Annotated in this window: 17 protein-coding genes; all 17 read right to left on the bottom strand. The window is 53.4% G+C overall.

Annotated features, from left to right (window positions below; all coding sequences use genetic code 11):
* Positions 1-396: 396 nt before the first annotated feature.
* Positions 397-1,911, bottom strand: a complete 1,515-nt coding sequence (lysS, locus tag NST26_RS33690; protein WP_036723908.1) for a lysine--tRNA ligase — start codon at positions 1,909-1,911, stop codon at positions 397-399.
* A gap of 169 nt (positions 1,912-2,080) precedes the next feature.
* Positions 2,081-2,560, bottom strand: a complete 480-nt coding sequence (gene greA, locus NST26_RS33685) for a transcription elongation factor GreA (protein ID WP_036696487.1) — start codon at positions 2,558-2,560, stop codon at positions 2,081-2,083.
* Positions 2,561-2,784: 224 nt separating this feature from the next.
* The gene (gene dusB, locus NST26_RS33680; protein WP_340980767.1) at positions 2,785-3,801 is read right to left on the bottom strand and encodes a tRNA dihydrouridine synthase DusB; all 1,017 of its coding nucleotides are present in this window, start codon (positions 3,799-3,801) and stop codon (positions 2,785-2,787) included.
* Positions 3,802-3,846: 45 nt separating this feature from the next.
* Positions 3,847-4,056, bottom strand: coding sequence for a helix-turn-helix domain-containing protein (locus NST26_RS33675; protein WP_036696484.1), 210 nt, complete (start codon positions 4,054-4,056; stop codon positions 3,847-3,849).
* A complete protein-coding gene (gene folK / locus NST26_RS33670; protein WP_036723913.1) occupies positions 4,008-4,559 on the bottom strand; it encodes a 2-amino-4-hydroxy-6-hydroxymethyldihydropteridine diphosphokinase in 552 nt (183 codons plus the stop codon). The genes NST26_RS33675 and folK overlap by 49 nt, the downstream gene beginning before the upstream one ends.
* 9 nt (positions 4,560-4,568) lie before the next feature.
* Entirely contained in the window at positions 4,569-4,931 is a 363-nt protein-coding gene (gene folB / locus NST26_RS33665; RefSeq protein WP_036696480.1) for a dihydroneopterin aldolase, read from the bottom strand.
* A gap of 33 nt (positions 4,932-4,964) precedes the next feature.
* Entirely contained in the window at positions 4,965-5,822 is an 858-nt protein-coding gene (folP, locus tag NST26_RS33660; RefSeq protein ID WP_340980766.1) for a dihydropteroate synthase, read from the bottom strand.
* Positions 5,819-6,697 (bottom strand): aminotransferase class IV, encoded by an 879-nt coding sequence (locus tag NST26_RS33655; protein ID WP_340980764.1) that lies wholly within the window; start codon positions 6,695-6,697, stop codon positions 5,819-5,821. The genes folP and NST26_RS33655 overlap by 4 nt, the downstream gene beginning before the upstream one ends.
* On the bottom strand, positions 6,694-7,275 hold the full coding sequence (gene pabA, locus NST26_RS33650; RefSeq protein ID WP_076082822.1) for an aminodeoxychorismate/anthranilate synthase component II: 582 nt from the start codon (positions 7,273-7,275) through the stop codon (positions 6,694-6,696). The genes NST26_RS33655 and pabA overlap by 4 nt, the downstream gene beginning before the upstream one ends.
* Positions 7,272-8,894, bottom strand: coding sequence for an anthranilate synthase component I family protein (locus tag NST26_RS33645; RefSeq protein WP_445323356.1), 1,623 nt, complete (start codon positions 8,892-8,894; stop codon positions 7,272-7,274). The genes pabA and NST26_RS33645 overlap by 4 nt, the downstream gene beginning before the upstream one ends.
* Before the next feature lie 164 nt (positions 8,895-9,058).
* Entirely contained in the window at positions 9,059-9,997 is a 939-nt protein-coding gene (gene cysK / locus NST26_RS33640) for a cysteine synthase A (RefSeq protein WP_209879227.1), read from the bottom strand.
* Positions 9,998-10,171: 174 nt separating this feature from the next.
* A complete protein-coding gene (locus NST26_RS33635; RefSeq protein ID WP_340980761.1) occupies positions 10,172-11,116 on the bottom strand; it encodes a peptidylprolyl isomerase in 945 nt (314 codons plus the stop codon).
* 9 nt (positions 11,117-11,125) lie between these two features.
* Entirely contained in the window at positions 11,126-12,010 is an 885-nt protein-coding gene (gene hslO / locus NST26_RS33630; RefSeq protein WP_340980760.1) for an Hsp33 family molecular chaperone HslO, read from the bottom strand.
* Positions 12,011-12,061: 51 nt separating this feature from the next.
* Positions 12,062-12,829, bottom strand: a complete 768-nt coding sequence (locus NST26_RS33625; protein ID WP_036723925.1) for a type III pantothenate kinase — start codon at positions 12,827-12,829, stop codon at positions 12,062-12,064.
* Complete coding sequence (gene nadC / locus NST26_RS33620; RefSeq protein WP_036723928.1) at positions 12,829-13,701, bottom strand: carboxylating nicotinate-nucleotide diphosphorylase; 873 nt, start codon at positions 13,699-13,701, stop codon at positions 12,829-12,831. The genes NST26_RS33625 and nadC overlap by 1 nt, the downstream gene beginning before the upstream one ends.
* Complete coding sequence (gene nadB, locus NST26_RS33615) at positions 13,691-15,307, bottom strand: L-aspartate oxidase (protein ID WP_209879221.1); 1,617 nt, start codon at positions 15,305-15,307, stop codon at positions 13,691-13,693. Before nadB ends, nadC begins: the two co-directional genes overlap by 11 nt.
* Positions 15,308-15,346: 39 nt before the next feature.
* Positions 15,347-16,285: a quinolinate synthase NadA gene (gene nadA / locus NST26_RS33610; RefSeq protein WP_036723934.1), complete on the bottom strand. Its 939-nt coding sequence runs from the start codon at positions 16,283-16,285 to the stop codon at positions 15,347-15,349.
* Positions 16,286-16,316 lie beyond the last annotated feature (31 nt).

The raw sequence follows: 16,316 nt of genomic DNA, 5'->3' as shown, positions 1-16,316 counted from the left end.
TCAAACTCTCCAAATTGGTATTTAGAAAGAGCGATTGCTCATTTTGAAACATCTGACGAGAATTTACATTCTCATTTTTGGATCTCGCCGAAGCGATCTCCGATACTCACTCGTTGTTCAGTTTTCAAAGATCAAGCTCGTTGTTAGTGTCGATGTTGTCTTCACCAGCAACTCTTATAATATATCACATCCAGCCGATCAATGCAAGCTCTTTTTTTCAACTTCTTGTTCGAGCGAGGCGTTGATGTTTCGCGGCCAGAAATAGAATATATCACGGATAGACATTCATTGCAAGCATTATTTCTAAATCATTTGACCAGAGTATTCAATCCCCGATGCCAAGAGAACTGCCTGAGCAGCTCCCTTGGTTATCCGGGTCTGGAATCAGAGAAATACTCAGTCTTTATTACGCATATGCGGGAACAGCAGCACGTCACGGATAGATGCTGAATTGGTCAGCAGCATGATCAGACGGTCTACCCCGATGCCCAGTCCGCCTGTTGGCGGCATGCCGTACTCCAGAGCACGGATGAAATCATCATCCATCTCATGGGCTTCATCATTGCCCTGCTCTTTCTCGTGAATCTGTGCTTCGAAGCGCTGACGCTGGTCAATCGGATCATTCAGCTCGCTGAACGCATTGGCATGCTCGCGGGCCACAATGAACAGCTCGAACCGGTCGGTGAAGCGCGGGTCCTCTTCATTCTTTTTGGCAAGCGGTGAGATCTCTACAGGATGTCCCATTACGAATGTCGGCTGAATCAGCGTCTCTTCAACAAACTGCTCGAAGAACGCATTCAGGATATGTCCAAAGGTCATGTGCTTCTCTACCGGTACCCGGTGTTCCTTAGCCAGAGCCTGTGCTTCTTCATCCGTCATCTGAACACCGAAGTCTACTCCGGTTACTTCCTTAACGGCATCCACCATAGTAACGCGGCGCCAGCCTGGAGACAGATCCACTTCCTGTCCTTGATAATTAATTACCTGGGAGCCCAGCACCTCGCTGGCAATATGAGCGATCAGACTCTCTGTCAGATGCATAATGTCCTTGTAATCCGCATACGCTTCATACAGCTCGATCATTGTGAATTCCGGATTATGGCGTGTTGAAATACCCTCATTACGGTATACACGGCCAATCTCATAGACTTTCTCCAGACCGCCGACGATTAGACGCTTCAGGTGCAATTCGATGGCAATCCGCATATACAGCTGCATATCCAGCGTGTTGTGGTGTGTAATAAACGGACGGGCCGCTGCTCCGCCAGCGATGGCATGCAGGGTCGGAGTCTCCACCTCTAAATAGCCCAGCGAGTCCAGATAACGGCGCATCGATTGGATAATCCGTGAACGCATGATGAAGGTCTGCTGTACCTCAGGGTTAATGATCAGGTCCACATAACGCTGACGATAGCGGAGTTCTACATCCTTCAGACCATGATACTTCTCGGGAAGCGGAAGCAAGGACTTGGACAGCACCTCAAGGTTATCCACTTTAATAGAGGTTTCGCCGGTCTTTGTCTTGAACAGGGTTCCCCGGATACCGACGATATCGCCAAGATCAAGGATCGTGAAGGCTGCATATTGCGACTCAGGGATACTGTCCTGGCGCACATAGATCTGGATTTTGCCGCTAAGGTCCTGGATGTGAGAAAAGCTTGCCTTGCCCATGACCCGTTTCGCCATAATGCGTCCGGCCACACTAACCTCCAGCGCCAGCTCGTCCAGCTCTTCCTTGGTTTGCCCGTCGTATTTGGCCAGAAGATCGCCTGCAGCAGCGGTACGCTCATATTTCTTGCCAAACGGGTCGATCCCGAGTGCGCGGAGCTCGTCCAGCTTGCCCCGGCGGATCTGCAGCAATTCACTTAATTCATTCTCTGTAGCTTCGACGTTGTTGATTTCTTCCGTCATGTTCTTCATCCTCTCTTACTCACTATACAAAAGAAGAAACGGCTCCGCCCCGATCTAGAGGACAGTCCGTTCCGGTACAAAATATAAGCTGTATGTGTTCACCCATATTTTACGGCTGGTATTCATATCTTTTGAAAAAAGCTTCCCTAAGGAAGCTTTCGGAACCGTCTTACTTCATTTTGATATCAAGAATTTTATATTGAATGACGCCTGCAGGGACACTAACATCCACAATCGTACCAATCTTCTTGCCGATGATCGCTCTGCCTACAGGGCTCTCATTGGAAATTTTGTTGTTCAGCGGATCGGATTCGGCAGTACCCACGATGGTGTACTCCATAATGTCGCCATACTCCATATCTTCAACGTTCACCGTTACTCCGATGCTTACCACATCTGTCACGATCTCATCGCTATTAATAATACGGGCATTGCGGAGCATCTTCTCCAAAGTAAGAACCCGTCCTTCAATGAAGGCCTGTTCATTCTTCGCGTCTTCATATTCCGAGTTCTCACTGATATCTCCGTAGCCGATGGCCACTTTGATACGTTCCGCTACTTCGCGGCGTTTAACGGATTTGAGGAACTCCAGTTCTTCTTCCAGACGCTTAAGTCCGTCCGGTGTAAGGATGACTTCTTTATCGCTCATCTTAACCGATTCTCCTGTCGTATACATTTATTGAAAACACCATACTATATGCGAATCCGGAGGGATCAGAACCCTCCTTCACCATTGCTCCTGCTGTAACGGCGATTTTATACTGTGAAATTATATTGGAACCGCTACAAAATGTCAATGACGCCCCATATAATGTTTAGCAATAACCAATAAAGCACACAGGAACGGGGCTTAGTCCCAGGAATACGTGAGGCTCATACGGCAAAAAGCTCGCTATCCACGCTGTTCTGCTCCTCATCCTGCTTAAGCTGACCGACAAAATCATTCAAAATCCGCACCATCTCGTCACGTTTCGTTTCTTCCATAATAACGTCCTTCACGCGTGCCGCCGCCTTAAAGCCCTTCAAATACCAGGCCAGATGCTTGCGCATCTCGCGGACAGCCACAGCTTCACCCTTAAGAGCAATCAGGCGGTCCATATGAAGAATGGCTACCTTAATCTTCTCTTCAGCGCCAGGCTCAGGCATCAGAACACCGGTATCCAAATATTGAATCGTCCGGTACAGCATCCACGGATTGCCCAGTGCGCCACGCCCGATCATTACACCGTCACAGCCGGTCTGGTCCAGCATCGCCCGCGCATCCTCCGGCGTATTCACATCGCCATTGCCGATTACCGGGATCGATACTGCCTCTTTAGCCATACGGATATAATTCCAGTCGGCACGTCCCGTATAGAGCTGCTCGCGGGTCCGCCCATGTACGCTGACCGCCGCTCCGCCGGCCCGTTCCACCGCACGTGCATTCTCTTCAACGAAGATATGCTCGCTGTCCCAGCCGATCCGCATTTTCACGGTGACCGGTTTGTCCACGGCCTCCACTACTGCGGATACCATCTCATAGATTTTGTCCGGATTCAGCAGCCAGCGTGCTCCGGCATCGCATTTGGTCACCTTGGGCACCGGGCAGCCCATATTAATGTCGATGATATCGGCATTCGTCTCTTTATCGACAATTCTCGCCGCATCCACCAGCGATTCCCGGTCACCGCCAAAAATCTGCAGGCTCAGCGGTTTCTCGCGCTCATCGACAAAGAGCATCTCACGCGTACGCTGGTTGCCATGTACGATCGCCTTGCCGCTGACCATCTCCGCACAGACCAGGCCAGTCCCGAATTCTTTGGCAATCAGACGAAATGCCGGGTTACATACGCCAGCCATAGGCGCCAGCACGACCTGATTCTTCAATTCAATATCACCAATCTTCAGCATGGCCCAATCACTTCCCTACCTCAATTTGTAACGTTCAGCCCGGTCTTAGGGTGCCGGATGAGCCAATTCCTCTACCGTCACTTCCAGAAAATCCGCAATTTTATTTAAAATTTGATCTTCCAAACGTCTGTTGCCCCGCTCCACTGCGCCAAGCACAGCAAGTGATATTCCGACAGAATCCGCCAGTTCCTGCTGCGTGTAGCCCTTCAGCTTCCGGAACGCTCTGACCCGCATTCCCATACGTTTGTTGTCCACAGGCGAATTCCTGCCTTTCCGTCTATGTCTTGCAGCGCTGTTGTAATTAATCTGCGGAAACCGGAAGACTCTTCGTTCTGCGATAGGATATCACTCAGCGGCAGAAGGACAAACGCCCGCTCCAGCATCCTCGGATGAGGCAGCGTCAGATCCGGCGTGTCCAGGGTCAACCCCTCTACCCACAGCAAATCCAAATCTACCGTTCTCGGTCCATACCGCACATCCCGGACCCGGCCTAACTGGGTCTCCGTGTCCAGCATCACATGAAGCAGCTCCTCCGGTGCTAGTGTGGTGCGCAGAACAGCCGCCATGTTAAGAAACTGAGGCTGATCCAGATATCCGACAGGCTCCGTCTCGTAGACCCGGGAGGTGCGCATAACTTCAATCTTGTCGTGATGCTCCAGCCGGTGCAGGGCTTCTCTCAAGGTGCCTTGACGGTCACCCAGGTTAGCCCCTAAAGCAATATAAGCCTCTGATGCCTCAGAGGTAGAAGGTATGTTCATCAGTCTGTCTCACTTTCTCGTCCGGCGCAATTCTACAGTGACTCCCTGGAAATGAATATCAAAAGGAGGATGCGGCTTGGTCACCTGGACCGTTACTGCATTGATAACAGTATAAGTGTCCAGTAACCCGGATGCAATATGTTCCGCCAAAGCTTCTATCAGCTTGAAGGACTGGGTTTCGACAATTTTTTTGACTACAACATGAACTTCAGCATAATTCACAGTCTGCTCCAGATCATCGCTGAGCCCTGCTCCCTGCAAATCAAGCTCCAGCTCAAGGTCGATATAATAACGCTGGCCGAGCTTCCGCTCCTCTTCAAACACGCCATGGTAACCGTAGTACTCCATGCGGTGCAGCTTCATTTTATCCATTAAGGGTACCTGCCTTCTCTTGAAGAATATAGTCTATACGCAGAGCACAGGTGAACCTGCATATAACATGGCGTCACACATCTCTACGGTACGTTTCATTGCCGCAATATCATGAACCCGCACAAGCTGACAGCCCTGGGCAATCCCGAAGGCGACAGTAGCTGCGGTCCCCTCCAGGACATCATCTGCGGGCAGACCTAGGGCGGTACGAATGAATTTTTTGCGCGAAGTGGCCAGCAGCACCGGATATCCCAGCTTCGTCAGTGCGCCGAGGCCGGTCATGACCTGAAGATTCTCTTCATAGTCCTTGGCGAAGCCGATTCCCGGGTCCAAAATAATATTGTCCGGCTTCACTCCGGCTGCCAGCGCCAGGTGAATGCTCTCGCTCAGGTCATCCGTCATATCGCTGATCAAGTCCTTATACTCACGGTCATGGCGGTTATGCATCAGAATGATCGGACAGTCTGCCTGCGCAGCAACCGCCGCCATCTGCGGATCGGCCTTGGCTCCCCATACATCATTGATGATATGCGCACCGGCCTGAATCGCCTGACGGGCGACTTCCGCCTTATAGGTATCTATAGAGAGGGGGAGATGCGGGGCGGCCTGATGGATACGCTCAATGACAGGAAGTACACGGGCCAATTCCTCTTCAGTACTTACCGGCTGGTGACCCGGACGCGTGGATTCCCCGCCTATATCGATAATATCGGCACCCTCTGCCGCCATTTGCAATGCATGCTCTACCGCTCTATCCCGCTCTGTCCACAGGCCCCCATCTGAAAAAGAGTCCGGCGTCACATTGAGTATGCCCATAATTAGCGTGCGCTTGCCCAATTTCAGCTCGCTGCTTCCGCAGCGGTAAGTCCGCTCATAGATCATTGGCTTCATATCAGCATATCCGTCCTTTCTCTGTACAGCCTCATAAGTGCAGCCGTCTGCTCTCCACAACGCCCGCTGCCTATGGTTACCCGCCGGTCTCCATTCCATAATGTGCTTACCGGTACGATCTCTTGCACAGAATTGGTGAGGAAGATTTCATCCGCAGCCGCAAGCTGTTCCCAGCGGTAAAAGCCTTGTTCAGGCTGATGGCTGGCCGCTGCCAGCTCAAGCACCATTTCCCGGGTAATTCCCGGAAGAATCCCGGTGGAGATATCGGGGGTATAGAGCCGCTTATTGGAGATAAAAAAAATATTACTCACAATCCCTTCGGCGACCTCGCCCTGTGCGGTCAGCATCAGTCCCTCGGCTCCTCGCTCTGCGGACGGATAACCGGACAATTCACGTTTTGCCAGAATATTGTTCATATAGTGCAGCGATTTAAGCCTTACCGCACCCTCCGGGGTATTACGCCGGTGGTTCAGAAGCTGAAGTTCTTTGCCTTCCGTGTATAAGCCGGTTGGTGTGACCGGCAGGGCTTTGATATAGAGCAGATGATTAGGCTGCTTATAGGCTGCGGATGGCAGACCCAGAATATCCTCACCGGCCGTAACGGTGTAGCGGATATACGCCTCACTAAGCTCATTCTTGTCCATTACAAGCCGAATCCATTCCCGCAGCTCCTGTACGTCCGGCTCAAAGGGAATGCCCAGCTGGCGGCAGCCCTCTGCCATTCTGCTCAGATGGCGCTCCAGCAGGAAGGGCTGTCCCCCATACGTACGGAAGGTCTCGAACAGACCCATGCCGTACAAAAAGCCGTGATCCAGAGCGGAGACCACGGCGTCTTTGGCGTCGACTGCTTTGTTGTTAAGTCCTATATATTTCATGCCGGTTCTCCGGCTCTCCGTTTCAGGAAATTGCGCAGCATGGTATGGCCATGATTCGTAATAATCGACTCGGGATGGAACTGCACCCCTTCAATCGGGTATTCCTTATGCCGCAGGGCCATAATCTCGCCTTCAGCGGTCTCGGCGGTAATCTCCAGGCAATCCGGCAGACTCTCTCGTTCCACGATCAGTGAATGATAGCGTGTCGCCGTGAAAGGAGACTCCAGCCCCTCAAATACGGAGGTACCGTTATGGTGGATCGGTGAGGTTTTACCATGCATAAGGCGCTCTGCGCGGATGACATTACCGCCAAAAGCCTGTCCGATCGCCTGGTGTCCGAGACATACGCCGAATATGGGGATGATGCCTTTGAAATGCTGCAGCAGCGCAAGGCTGATGCCTGCCTCATTCGGTGTGCAGGGTCCCGGGGAGATCAGAATATGATCGGGGGCTAATGCTTCTATCTCCTCAATGCTGATCTCATCGTTGCGCGCTACCTTAACTTCTTCCCCCAGCTCACCCAGATACTGCACCAGGTTATACGTAAAGGAATCATAATTATCGATGACCAAGATCATATTGCGCTTCCTCCTTCGGCGCCGAGGGCAGCCCGCTCTTCCTGCTCGCGTTCACTGCAGAGAATGGCTTTTACTACCGCTTTGGCTTTGTTGTGGCATTCCCGGTACTCACGGTAAGGGTCTGAATCGATCACAATTCCCGCACCTGTCTGAATGTAGCCGATTCCGTCCTTCACTGCGAGCGTACGTATGATTATATTTAATTCCATATTGCCGTTATAGTCAATCCAGCCCATAGATCCAGTATATGGCCCCCGGCGGACCGGCTCCAGCTCTTCGATGATCTCCATGGTGCGCACCTTGGGCGCGCCCGTGATGGTGCCGCCGGGGAACAAGGCGGCGATGACATCGTACGCATCCCTGCCGGGTGCGACGATTCCCTCTACCTGCGAGACGAGATGCATGACATGCGAGTATCGCTCTACGGTCAGCAGCTCCGGCACGCTGACCGTTCCGTAGGCGGCGACACGGCCGATGTCGCTGCGCTCCAGATCGACAAGCATAATATGCTCGGCGATCTCCTTCTCGCTCCCGCGCAGCTCCGCCTCCATGGCGGCGTCCTCCGCGGGAGTATGGCCCCGCCGCCGGGTGCCGGCAATGGGGCGGGCGCTGACCTTGTCCCCGTGCAGCTTGACGAGCAGCTCCGGCGATGCGCTGGAGAGCGCGAAGCCGGGCGTGCGGAGCAGCCCCATGTACGGGGACGGGTTGAGTCTACGGAGCCATTCGTAGACGTCCTCGGGTGTAGACTTGAGCTGCGCCTGCTGGCGCAGCGAGAGGTTCACTTGGAATACATCTCCGGCACGGATGTATTCCTGGACCTTCAGCACAGCCTGCTGGAAGGGTGCGGCTGAGAAATCCGAGCTCATACCGGGCCACTCGCCGGTGATCTCGCCCTCGCTCTCCACCCTGCGTGTAAGCCCGGCGTACCTTGCAGCGGCTGCTTCTTCCGGCTCTGCCGGTGCGTAGAGAAGGCTCCACTGCTCCAGCATGCGCTCCGCACGGTGCACAGCAGCCTCATACAGACTCCTTAGCCCATCCAGGTTACCGGATACAGTATCCGGCACAGAGATATGAACTGCACAGTAGAGCTGGTGCTCCTGCTCATCGTAGATCCACACTTCTTCCAGTCTCATGAACAGATAATCCGGAAACTCAGGGTTGTTCCTGGCAAGCGACGGCAGCTTCTCCAGGGAACGGGCCACATCATAGCCAAGAAATCCGATACAGCCGCCGGTGAACGGCGGCAGACCGTCAAGCGGCAGGCGGGGAGACGTATATTCGCTCATCCATCCCTGCAGCACTTGCAGCGGCTGGCCTTCCGTTACGGCAGACTCTATATGCCCCGAAGCCTTGGCTCCGGGAGTATAGCTCTCCGCAACGGCTCCCCGGCCTTCGATGATCGAGACAGGGCTCAGGCCCAGATAGGTATAGCGCCCGCCCTTGCCGCTCTCCAGGACAACCGAATAGGGGGAAGCCTGTTCCCAGGCCTGCTTCCAGCTGCGGGGCAAGCCTTGGTTGTCCTGCCGTTTCCTCAGGATCAGGGGAAGGACGCTCCAGGCCTCATCTGCCTCTGCCCACTGCTCCCAGTCCTGCCAAGCCGTTAAGATCTCCACAACCATTCTCCCGTCTCATCGATAGTTTATTGCCTGTCAGTATACTGTACATAGGGTTACTTTGAAAAGCCCGCAATTCTTATAAATGCTTATTATCCGAAAAAAGAGCCTGCGGTATCCCTGTGAAAGCGGATAGGGCAGGCTCTTCGTAAGAGCTGAATTCTCAGCAATTATACTTCAAAGTTATAGAGCGGAGTGCTCAGGTAACGTTCGCCGTTGCTTGGGATGATAACAACAATTTTCTTGCCTGCGCCAAGTTCCTTCGCTACCTTCAGTGCAGCAAATACAGCCGCACCGGAGGAAATACCGGACAGCACGCCTTCTTCCTTGGCTACGCGGCGGGCAGTTTCGAACGCTTCATCATTCTCAACATGAATAATCTCATCATAGATATCCTGGTTCAGAATTTCCGGCACGAAGTTAGCGCCGATACCCTGAATCTTGTGCGGGCCCGGTTTGCCTCCAGCCAGAATCGGTGAAGCCGCAGGTTCTACCGCGTAGATCTTCACGCCCGGATATTGACTCTTCAGCACTTCACCCGCACCGCTGATCGTTCCACCTGTGCCGACACCGGCAATGAATGCATCCAGCGGGCCGCCTACGGATTCGATCGCTTCAACGATCTCCGGTCCAGTGGTCTCGCGATGGATCTTCACGTTAGCCTTGTTCTTGAACTGCTCCGCAAGGAAATAATCCGGATTCTCGCTCAGAATCTGCTCGGCCTTCTTGACCGCACCGTTCATTCCTTCTGATCCCGGAGTCAATACGAGCTCAGCGCCGTAAGCGCGCAGCAGGTTGCGGCGTTCAAGGCTCATCGTTTCCGGCATAACAATAATGGCCTTGTAGCCTTTGGCAGCTGCCACAAGCGCCAGGCCGATCCCTGTATTACCGCTGGTCGCTTCTACAATCGTGCCACCCGGCTTCAACAGGCCCTCTTTCTCAGCCTCTTCTACGATGCTGATGGCAATACGGTCTTTCACACTGGAGCCTGGATTCTGGTATTCCAGCTTCAGGAAGATCTCTGCCGAGCCTTCCGGAACAATCCGGTTCAGGCGGACGAGCGGTGTGCCACCGATCAAATCTGTTACACTGTTGACGACTTTAGCCATGAGTAAAAACCTCCTTGGAATGATAAATGAATTAGGGTGCGGAACTTATGACAAATGCTATCAGCATATATTACCGTAGCTCCCGGTTCACAATGCCTGGGTAACTAACAGTTGTAATTGTACCGCTTAATATTTCCGACTAAATCAGTAGGTTTTATATTTAATTTCATATTATCAATCTTGCAGGCTGTTGTCAATATATATTGCTGTATCATATTTGGCCCGTAATTCACGCTCTACCTGCTGCAAGGGCGCTGCCTGCTCCAGTCTCAGCTGCTGGCTGATCATCCGCCGCAGTTCCTCCTGATCCGGCTTCACAGGATCAATCAGCTTCTCCAGACGGATCACAGCATACCCCCCGTCAACCTGCAGCGGTCCTGCGATATCCCCATTCTCCAGCCCGGCTGCTGTCTCCAGCAGCTCCTCAGGCCAGAACGGGTCCCTCTCCTCGACCGTTCCGATACTGCCGCCATGCTGGCGGCTCTCCTCGTCGATCGAGACCTCACGGGCCAGCACTGCAAAATCCTCACCCCGCTCCAGGCGGTCCATCACTGTACTGGCCTCGTTATAGGTGGAGGTCTGGATGATAGAGAGCTGCATTTGCTTGCGGGGCATGAATCTCTCGCTATTTTGCTTCAGATAATCATCAATTTCCGCATCACTGACCGCAATGCCGGCCGTTGCTATGGCCTGGAGCGTCAGCCGGTATGCCGTCTCCTCACGCAGCTCCTGACGGGATAGTCCAAGCTCATACTGCATCTGCTGATAATATTGCTCCTCCGAGCTGTAACCGGACATTCCCCGCTTCAGTTCCCGTTCAATCTCATCATCCGTGACCATAATTCCCAGCGCTGCGGCTTCCTTGCCCACCACGATATGATTCAGCATGCCCAGCAGTACTTCTTCCCCGTGCTTCTTCTGAAGCTCCTCTATCCATTCCTGTTCCGTGACCGGCTGTCCTCCGGCAGCAGCGACATCCGAGGCTTCTCCTTCAGCCGTCTCTGCCTTCAGCAGTGCCATGGCACGCAGGCTCCAGAATAATAGCCCTCCCAGCACCAGCGTTGCCACAGCAAGTAATATAACGGCATTGCGCAGCGCGCGCTCCTGTCTTGTCACCATTTCATAGCCCTATGACTTCGCTTGATCGAGGATTACCTGCAGTTCATCCTTGTTAAATACATAGCTCTCATTGCAATAATGGCAGACAACTTCTGCCGTATCATCTTCTTCGATCAGCCGTTCCAGCTCGTGCTCACCCAGACTAACCAGAGTCTGCTCAATCCGTTCCCGTGAGCACTGACATACAAATCGGACCTCCAGCTCATCCAGGATCACAGCATCCGGCAGCAGCAGCCGCAGCATTTCCTCAGGCTCAAGCCCCTGATCCAGCACGGACGTAACCGAAGGCATGGCTCCAACCGCTTGCTCAACCTCGGTAATCTCCTCATCGGTCAGGCCAGGCAGCAGCTGAATAATAAAGCCTCCGGCAACTCTGACTGAATTATCGGTCTCCACCAGCACTCCAAGTCCTACAGCAGCAGGCGTTTGCTCCGAGAGGGCAAAATAATAGGTGAAATCCTCACCCAGCTCTCCTGAAACGATAGGCACACTGCCGCGATACGGCTCCTTCATCCCCAGATCCTTGCTGATATCAATGAAGCCTTCCGTGCCTACCGCCCCTGCAACATCCAGCTTGCCCATGCTGTTGCTTGGCAGATGAACATGCGGATTGCGCACATAGCCGCGAACTTCTCCCAGGGCATTGGATTCAGCTGTAATCTGCCCGAGCGGACCGTTTCCTTTGACCATAATCGCGAGCTTCTCCTGCCCCTTGAGCATGGCCCCCATTATAGCTGCGGCAGTAACCGTACGTCCAAGCGCTGCCGTAGCCGTCGGATACGTATCATGTCTGCGCCGCAATTCATCGACAAGCTCTGTGGTACGGACAGCGAACGCTCTGACTCTTCCGCTCATCGCCGTCCCCCGGACCAGCCGGTCCTTCTTATTATCCATTGGGTGCCTACTCCTCCTATCTCTCTCTTCTGTATAGGTTCATCTTTATGATTATTTGTTACGGTTGTAAATAATGCGCAATCCTTCAAGCGTCAGCATCGGATTCACCTCATCGATACATTCTGTCTCACTGGCAATCAGTGAGGCCAGCCCTCCGGTAGCAATAACCTTGAGAACGGGAGCATTCATCTCCTGCTTGATGCGTCTGACGATACCCTCAACCTGACCGGCATAGCCAAAAATGATCCCTGCCTGCATCGCATGTACGGTATTGCGCCCGATTACCTTCTTGGGCTTCTCCAGCTCAATCCGGGGCAGCTTGGATGCCCGCAGATAGAGGGCCTCCGTGGAAATGCCCAGACCCGGCACGATAGCACCGCCCAGATAGTTGGCCCCGGCATCAATGCAGTCGAAGGTGGTTGCCGTGCCGAAATCAACGACGACAAGCGGACATTTATACTGCTCAATCGCCGCAACCGCGTTCACAATCCGGTCCGCCCCCACTTCGCGCGGGTTCTCATAACGCAGATTAAGCCCGGTTTTGATACCAGGCCCCACAAGGAGCGGGTCCTTGCCGATGAATTTGACACACATCTCTACGATGACCTGCACGAGCGGCGGAACAACCGAGGAGATGATGACCCCCTCGACATCCCTGAACGAGAGATTCGACATGCTGAACAGATTATGAATCATCACACCATATTCATCGACAGTGGACCCGCGGGCAGTGCTCAGCCGGAAATGGTGCAGCAGCTCACTGCCCCGGTAGACGCCCAGCACGATGTTCGTATTGCCGATATCGACGACAAGTATCATCAGAGGGCTCCCTCCTTCTTGCCATTCAGATCCAGGCTGATATCGAGACTCGCGAAGGAATACGTCAGCCGTCCTACCGAAATCACATCCACACCCGATTCAGCAATGCCCCGGACCGTCTCTAGAGATACATTGCCCGATGCCTCGATGGTGACATGCTTCGCCTTGGTCCGGATTCTTCTCACGGCTTCAGCCATCTGCTCAGGAGACATGTTATCGAGCATAATAATATCCGCTCCGGCCGCCAGCGCTTCCTCTACCTGCTCCAGACTCTCCGTCTCTACTTCAATGGTCATGGTGTGCGGGATATTGGCACGGGCACGCCCTACTGCCTGACGGATGCCGCCGGCCCCCTTGATATGATTGTCCTTAATCATTACCGCATCATACAGACCGTAACGGTGGTTGGCTCCGCCGCCTATGCGGACTGCATATTTCTCCAGCATCCGGTGACCCGGTGTGGTCTTGCGGGTATCCACCAGGCGGGTCGGCAGCCCTTGAAGCTTCTCTACAAAAGAAGCCGTGCGCGAGGCCACACCGGATAAACGCTGCATCAAGTTGAGGGCAAGCCGTTCACCGGTCAGGATGGCATGAGTGCTGCCTTCTACCTCAGCAATCACAGTGCCCTTGGAGACAGCTTGTCCTTCCTGGACCAGCGCCGTGAATACGAGCCCAGGATCAACAACTTCGAATACCAGCTCGGCCACGGGGATTCCACAAATAATCCCGTCTTCCTTGGCATGGATGATTCCCTTGGACTCATGCCCGGCAGGAATGGTTGTTCGGGTAGTAATATCGCCCGAGCCGACATCCTCCTGCAGCCAGCCCTTAATAGCCTTAAGCAGATCTTCATTGTATCCGTTAAACATCATCACTTAATTCCTCCACTATTCCAAGTTCGCGAATCTGGAGCAGATGCTTCTGCCACTGTGCGTCACTGCGCAGCGGATAATCCTCACGATAATGCGCACCGCGGCTCTCCTCCCGTGCCAGGGCCGATTCAGTGATCAGCAGACAGCATGTAAGCATATTGGCGAACTCGTATTCTTCCCGTGTTGTCAGCTTGGTATTAAAAATCGGCAGTTGGCGCTTTATCTCATCCAAGCCTTTGTTCAGCATTTCCCGGTTCCGCCGCAGTCCGGCGTACCGCACCATAGCCTTTTGCAGCTTCAACCGCCGTTCTACAATTGCCTGTGCAGGAGCTTCTACCCTTGCCTGATGATAGGCTGAGGGTAGGTTATCCCGGTCAAGCGGTGGAAGCTGGCGGATTCGTTCAATGATCCGGCGGCCGAACACAACAGCTTCCGACAAGGAGTTGCTGGCCAGCCGGTTGGCACCTTGCACACCAGTAGATGATACCTCACCGCAGGCAAACAGGCGGGCAACCGTGCTCTCTCCGCTCAGGTCGGTCTTCACGCCCCCCATCATATAATGCGCAGCAGGAGCCACCGGAATCCAGTCACTTGTAATATCCAGCCCGTAGCTCATGCAGGTTGCATAAATGGTCGGGAAGCGGTGTTTAACCATATCCGCCGGTTCATGCGTAATATCCAGATAGACAAAGGTGGATTTGGTCAATTCCATCTCGCTTACAATGGCGCGGGCAACAATATCCCGCGGGGCCAGCTCCTGCAGCTCATGATAACGTTCCATGAACCGCTCACCGTTAATGTTCCGCAGCACAGCGCCTTCTCCCCGCACAGCCTCCGAGATCAGGAAGCGCGGAGCGCCAGGATAGCTGAGTGCTGTCGGATGAAACTGAATGAACTCCATATCCCGGATATGGGCACCGGCACGATAAGCAATGGCTACCCCGTCTCCGGTGGCCACCTCAGGATTGGTCGTGTAACGGTATAGCTGTCCTGCTCCGCCGGAGCATAGGATTGTTGCATCTGCCTGCAGGAATAAACGCCCGCCGTCAGGCCGCTGTACAAGCGCTCCCAGACACTCTCCGTCCTCCGTAATCAGGTCAACGACATAATGGTCATCCCAGGTCTCAATATTCTCATGCCGGGCAGCCTGTTCAGCGAGTGCGCGGACAATCTCATATCCTGTAGCATCCCCATTTGCATGTAAAATACGGCGGTGGCTATGTGCCCCCTCCTGGGTTAAGGCAAGTACACCATTCTCCTTATCGAAAATCGTGCCAAGCCGGATCAGTTCTCGGACGCCTTCGGGCCCTTCATTGACCAGCACATCCACAGCCGCAGAGGAGTTCAGTCCCGCGCCGGCCATCAGGGTATCCTGACGGTGATACGCCGGCGAATCATCCTCCGAAATGACGGCCGCAATTCCGCCCTGGGCATACCGTGTGTTGCTCTCCATTACGGTCTTCTTCGTAATCATAATAACCTTCCGGTCTTCGCTGGCCTTGATCGCTGTGAATAACCCGGCAATACCGGAACCAATGACCAGGCAGTCTGTCTTAACTACAGGAAGTCCCTGAAGATCAAAATCAACCAAATATTGTGGAATCATGACCGCTTTTCACCTGTTTCAACGAAAGAGTAGCGCATGCTACCGGACTTGTAGCATGCGCTCTAAGGATGTTCTGGCTTTGTCGGCGACTGCAGGCGGTACATAGATCTGCGGCTTCATCGTCTCCAGGCATTTGACCAGCTTTTTCAAATTATTTACCTTCATATTAGGACATACCAGGAATTTGGTGGCAAAATGAAACTCCTTATCCGGGCTGTCCAGCCGCAGCTGATACCCGGTTCCATCCTCAGTACCCACAATAAACTGCCGGCGGTCCGATTTCCGGCAATATTCCAGAATTGAGGTAGTGCTGCCCACATAGTCCCCCATTGCCACGACTTCCGGGCGGCATTCGGGGTGTACAACAAATTCAGCTTCCGGGTATTTGGCTCTCATCTCCATGACATCCTTGACGGTAAGCATGTCATGAGTATTGCAATAGCCCTCCCAGATAATCAGCTTCTTGCCGGTCTGATCCTGCACATATTGACCCAGATTCTTATCGGGCACCCAGATGATTTCTTCAGCATCGAGTGATTCGATCACCTTCACCGCATTCGCTGAGGTGCAGCAAATATCTGTCTCCGCCTTGATCTCTGCAGAGGAATTGATATAGGTTACTACCTTCGCATTGGGATGCTGCGCCTTCAGCTTACGCAGCCCATCCACATTGACCATGTCAGCCATCGGGCAACCAGCACGTTCATCAGGAATCAGGACCGTCTTGTTCGGCGCCAGAATCTTGGCGCTTTCCCCCATGAAATGAACGCCGCAGAATACAATTACATCTGCCTCTGTCTCCGCCGCCTTCTGGGCCAGCAAAAACGAGTCTCCCCGGAAATCGGCAACTTCCTGAATTTCATCACGCTGATAATAATGAGCCAGAATAATAGCATTCCGTTCCTTCTTAAGCTGTTCGAGGCGCACACGAAGTTCACGATTCTGTTCCTGCTTGCGCTCAAGCGCCAGAGCTTCCACGGTCAGTCTCCCCCTTATGTCTTCATGGCTT

The sequence above is a fragment of the Paenibacillus sp. FSL R7-0128 genome, from assembly GCF_038002245.1.
GTDB classification, from domain to species: domain Bacteria; phylum Bacillota; class Bacilli; order Paenibacillales; family Paenibacillaceae; genus Paenibacillus_AQ; species Paenibacillus_AQ silagei.
Note: the sequence above shows the minus strand (reverse complement) of the source record. Positions and strands in the feature narration are given on the sequence as shown.